Annotated in this window: 4 protein-coding genes and 1 pseudogene; all 5 read right to left on the reverse strand. The window is 73.3% G+C overall.

Annotated features, from left to right (window positions below; all coding sequences use genetic code 11):
• Positions 1–124: 124 nt before the first annotated feature.
• Positions 125–1,150, reverse strand: coding sequence for a prolipoprotein diacylglyceryl transferase (lgt, locus tag ACFVGY_RS37435; RefSeq protein WP_385686957.1), 1,026 nt, complete (start codon positions 1,148–1,150; stop codon positions 125–127).
• A 311-nt stretch (positions 1,151–1,461) separates the two neighbouring features.
• A pseudogene (locus ACFVGY_RS37440) lies at positions 1,462–2,250 on the reverse strand (DsbA family protein); the annotation flags it as partial.
• Between the two features lie 95 nt (positions 2,251–2,345).
• Complete coding sequence (gene trpA, locus ACFVGY_RS37445) at positions 2,346–3,170, reverse strand: tryptophan synthase subunit alpha (RefSeq protein ID WP_385686960.1); 825 nt, start codon at positions 3,168–3,170, stop codon at positions 2,346–2,348.
• Positions 3,167–4,417: a tryptophan synthase subunit beta gene (trpB, locus tag ACFVGY_RS37450; RefSeq protein ID WP_385686962.1), complete on the reverse strand. Its 1,251-nt coding sequence runs from the start codon at positions 4,415–4,417 to the stop codon at positions 3,167–3,169. The genes trpA and trpB overlap by 4 nt, the downstream gene beginning before the upstream one ends.
• Before the next feature lie 227 nt (positions 4,418–4,644).
• A partial coding sequence (gene trpM / locus ACFVGY_RS37455; protein ID WP_385686965.1) for a tryptophan biosynthesis modulator TrpM occupies positions 4,645–4,834 on the reverse strand: 190 nt, incomplete at its 5' end.

Below are 4,834 nucleotides of genomic sequence, written 5' to 3' on the forward strand. Positions count from 1 at the left end.
TAGTCCCCGGGCGCGCGCCCGGCCCGGTCCGGGCCGCCCCCACCCGCGCGGCGGCCGCCCCCCCACGGCCCGGCCCCCCCCCCCCTCTCGGCGGTGTGCTACCCGACGGCTTGGCCGGTCCGGGTCAGAGCTTCTTGGCCCCGGGCTGGGCGTCCCCGGCGTTCGCGGCCGGAGCCGCCGCCTCGGCGGGCTCGGCGGCGTCGGCCTTGGCCTCGGCGGCCTTCGGGTCCACAGCCTTCTCGGCGGCCGCCTTCGGGTCCGTGCCCGTGGCCTGCGCGGTCTTCGCCTCGGGGGTCTTCGCGTCCCCGGTCTTCGCGGCGGCGTCCCCGGAGGGGCCGCAGTCGGGCTCGACGACCGTCTCACGGCCGGGACGCAGCTTCGCGGAGAGCACGAAGTAGATCACGGCCAGCAGGAAGACGACGATCGAGGTCCACACGTTCAGGCGCACGCCGAGGATGTGGTGGGCCTCGTCGACCCGCATGTACTCGATCCAGCTGCGGCCTACGCAGTACGCGGCGACGTACAGCGCGAAGGCGCGGCCGTGGCCGAGCTTGAACCGCTTGTCGGCCCACAGCACCAGACCGGCGACGCCGAGGCACCACAGCGACTCGTACAGGAAGGTCGGGTGGTAGGTGCCGGCGACCCGGTTGGCGCCCTCGCTGATCTTCACCGCCCACGGCAGGTCGGTGGCGCGCCCGTAGAGCTCCTGGTTGAACCAGTTGCCCCACCGGCCGATGGCCTGGGCCAGGGCGATGCCGGGGGCCAGGGCGTCGGCCCAGGCGGGCAGCGGGATGCCGCGCAGGCGGCAGCCGATCCAGGCCCCGAGCGCGCCGAGCGCGATCGCGCCCCAGATGCCGAGGCCGCCCTCCCAGATCTTGAAGGCGTCGACCCAGTTGCGGCCCTCGCCGAAGTACAGCTGGTAGTCGGTGATCACGTGGTAGAGGCGGCCGCCGACCAGGCCGAACGGAACCGCCCACACGGCGATGTCCGCGACCGTGCCCGGCTTTCCGCCGCGTGCGATCCAGCGCTTGTTGCCGAGCCAGACGGCGACGAAGACACCGATGATGATGCAGAACGCGTAGCCGCGCAGCGGGATCGGTCCGAGGTGGACCACGCCGGTCGACGGACTGGGGATGTAGGCAAGTTCCATGGCAGGACCGACGCTACCTTGCCGGGCGGTGCGGACCGCAACCCGCCCGGCAAGCTGCCATCAAATCGACACCTGGCGTGCACGGCGCTCCCGGACCGGAGCGTCTCGTTCCATCGGGCCGTGCGTCACCCCTGACCAGCCGTCCCCGTCGCCGCCGCGGGGGAGGCGCCCGTCCGCGAGCCGCTGCTGCCGGAGCCCTTCGCCCGCGACCCCGGCGAGGCGGAAGCGGAGGCGGAGAACCCGGAGGCGGAGGACTCGGAGGACGGGGCCGACGGCGACGCCGAGGCCTTCCCGCCGCCGGTGGTGGCGGTGCCCTTCGCCGTGGCCTCCACCTGCTCCTTCAGCTTCTGCGGGGTGAGCGGGTTGGCCTGGTCGGCGAAGATGTCCTTGCCGTTCAGCAGGATGGTCGGAGTGCCGCGGAAGTTCCCGGCCCGGAACGCCTCGTGCGACTTGGCCACCCAGCTGTTGTGCGTCCCTTCCTCGACGCAGGTGCGGAAGGCGGGGGTGTCCAGCCCCTCGACCTTGCCGGCCAGCTCGATCAGCTTCGCGTTCTTGCCGTAGGCGTCGTCGGTCTCCTCCGGCTGGTTCTGGAACAGCACGTCGTGGTACTCGGTGAACTTCCCGACGTCCTGCGCGCACGCGGCGGCGTTGGCGGCCTTGAGGGAGCCGCTGCCGCCCATATTCCCGTCGATCAGGGTGACCAGGTGGTACTCGCCCTTGAGCAGGCCCTTGGCCTCCAGCTCGTGGATCGTGTCCTTGTAGTTGACCTCGAAGGACTTGCAGGCGGGGCAGCGGAAGTCCTCCCACACGGTCAGGGTGGACTTGGCCTCGCTGCTGCCGGTCGGGACGGCGAGGGCGTCCTTGCCGGCGGCACCGGAGGGGGCGGTCACCGGGCCCGCCGTGTCCTTGCCGCCCTTCCCTGCGTTCGCCGCGATCAGGCCGACGACGGCCGCCAGGCCCAGGACGCCGACGACCGCCGCCGCCACGACGAGCGTCCGCCGACGCTTGTCCTTCTGCTTCTCCCGCTCGCGCTCCGCTTGGAGCCGCTCCCGGGCCGATCGTTTCGCTTGGCGGTTCGCACCGTCGTTCTTCTCGCTCACGGTCGGCCAAACGAAGCAGGGAGGCACTCCCGTGCCCCCCTGCTCCCAGATCCACCCGATCGGGCTACAGAACCTCTGCGGGGCCCGCGCCCGCGTCAGCTCCTGCGTACGCCTTCCGCAAGTTCGCCCGCCAGGGCCCGTACGGCCGCCAGCCCGGCGGGCAGGTCCGGCGCGTCCAGCAGCAGCTTCACGAACGCCGAGCCGACGATCACCCCGTCGGCGAAGCCGGCGACCTCCTTGGCCTGGACGGCGTTGGAGACGCCGAGGCCGACGCAGACCGGGAGCTCGGTGGTGGTGCGGGTGCGGCGGACCAGCTCCTGGGCCTCGTGGCCGACCGACTCGCGGGTACCGGTGACGCCCATCAGGGAGGCGGCGTAGACGAAACCGGAACCGGCGGCCGTGATGGTCGCCAGCCGCTCGTCCTTGCTGCTGGGGGCGACGACGAAGACGGTGGCCAGGCCGTTCCTGTCGGCGTGCTCGCGCCACGGCGCGGACTCCTGGACCGGCAGGTCCGGCAGGATGCAGCCGGCGCCGCCCGCCGCGGCGAGCTCGGTGGCGAACCGCTCCACGCCGTACCGGTCGATCGGGTTCCAGTACGTCATCACGAGGACCGGGGCCCCGGTCGCCTCGTGCGCCTCGCGCACGGTGCGCAGCACGTCGGCGATCTTGACGCCGCCGCGGAGGGCGATGTCGTCGGCGGTCTGGATGACCGCGCCGTCGAGGACGGGGTCGCTGTGCGGGAGGCCGACCTCGACGATGTCGGCGCCGCCCTCGACGACGGCCTTGACGGCCTCGATGCCGCCGTCGACGGTCGGGAAGCCCGCGGGGAGGTAGGCGACGAGGGCCGCGCGGTCCTCGGCCTTCGCCTTGGCGAGGGTGTCGCTCAGCAGCTGGATGCGGCCGGTCTTGTCGTTGCTCACTTCGACTCCCCCTCGGCGCCGTCGTACAGCCCGAAGTAGCGGGCGGCGGTGTCCATGTCCTTGTCGCCGCGGCCGGACAGGTTGACCACGATCAGGCCGTCCTCGCCGAGCTCGCGGCCGAGGTCGAGGGCGCCGGCGAGGGCATGCGCCGACTCGATGGCCGGGATGATGCCCTCGGTGCGCGAGAGCAGGCGCAGGGCCTGCATGGCGGCGTCGTCGGTGACCGCGCGGTACTCGCCGCGGCCGGTGTCCTTGAGGAAGGAGTGCTCCGGGCCGATGCCCGGGTAGTCCAGGCCGGCCGAGATGGAGTAAGGCTCGGTGATCTGGCCCTCCTCGTCCTGGAGGACGTAGGAGCGGGAGCCGTGCAGGATGCCGGGCTCGCCGGCGGTGAGGGTGGCCGCGTGCTCGCCGGTCTCGACGCCGTGTCCGGCGGGCTCGAAGCCGACCAGGCGGACCTCGGTGTCGGGGATGAAGGCGTGGAAGAGGCCGATGGCGTTGGAGCCGCCGCCGACGCAGGCGGCGACGGCGTCGGGCAGCCGGCCGGTGCGCTCCAGGATCTGGCGGCGGGCCTCGACGCCGATGACGCGGTGGAAGTCGCGGACCATGGCCGGGAAGGGGTGCGGGCCGGCGACGGTGCCGAAGAGGTAGTGGGTGCGGTCGACGTTGGCCACCCAGTCGCGGAAGGCCTCGTTGATGGCGTCCTTGAGGGTGCGCGAGCCGGACTTCACGGCGATGACCTCGGCGCCGAGCATGCGCATGCGGGCCACGTTCAGGGCCTGGCGCCGGGTGTCGACCTCGCCCATGTAGATGGTGCAGTCGAGGCCGAAGAGGGCACAGGCGGTGGCGGTGGCCACGCCGTGCTGGCCGGCGCCGGTCTCGGCGATGACGCGGGTCTTGCCCATGCGCTTGGTGAGCAGCGCCTGGCCCAGCACGTTGTTGATCTTGTGCGAGCCGGTGTGGTTGAGGTCCTCGCGCTTGAGGAAGATCCGGGCGCCGCCGGCGTGCCCGGCGAAGCGCGGCACCTCGGTCAGGGCGCTGGGGCGGCCGGTGTAGTTGACCATGAGGTCGTTCAGCTCGGCCGCGAAGGCCGGGTCGCCCTTGGCCTTCTGGTACTCGACGGCCACCTCGTCCACGGCGGCGACGAGCGCCTCGGGGATGAACTTGCCCCCGAAGTCGCCGAAGTAGCCCTCGGCGTCGGGGACCTGACCCTCCGGGTCCGGGATGAAGAACTCGCTGGTGCTGGACATGCCCAGTCACTCCTACGGGATGCGTGGTGCGGCGGGTGGTGGTCACCGTAGTGCGCCGCCCGCCCGTGACGCGCACACCACACCCCGTGCGGGGGTACGGGTGGGTACGGTGCGGGGGCCCGCGCCCCGGGGCGGCCGGGCGGACCGGCCGGACGGGGGCTGGGGCCGTGCGGAACGGGCCCCGCGGCAGGGTAGGTGTGCCTGTGCCTGCCGGGCGGGACGGTCCGCTACAGCGCGTCTCCGCGACGCCATCGCATGCCGTTGACCTGGCCGGGTTCGGAGCCGATCACGTACCGCACCCGCCGCCCGTGGACGCGCCGGGCCGGGGCGCGGCAGCCGCGGGGGCGGCAGCCGCGCGCCAGGGGCGCGTGGGCCGTCGGCACGCCGGCGGCCGGGCCGGGGCCCGGGCGGGTGCGG

It is taken from the genome of Streptomyces sp. NPDC127106 (assembly GCF_042677605.1).
GTDB lineage: Bacteria > Actinomycetota > Actinomycetes > Streptomycetales > Streptomycetaceae > Streptomyces.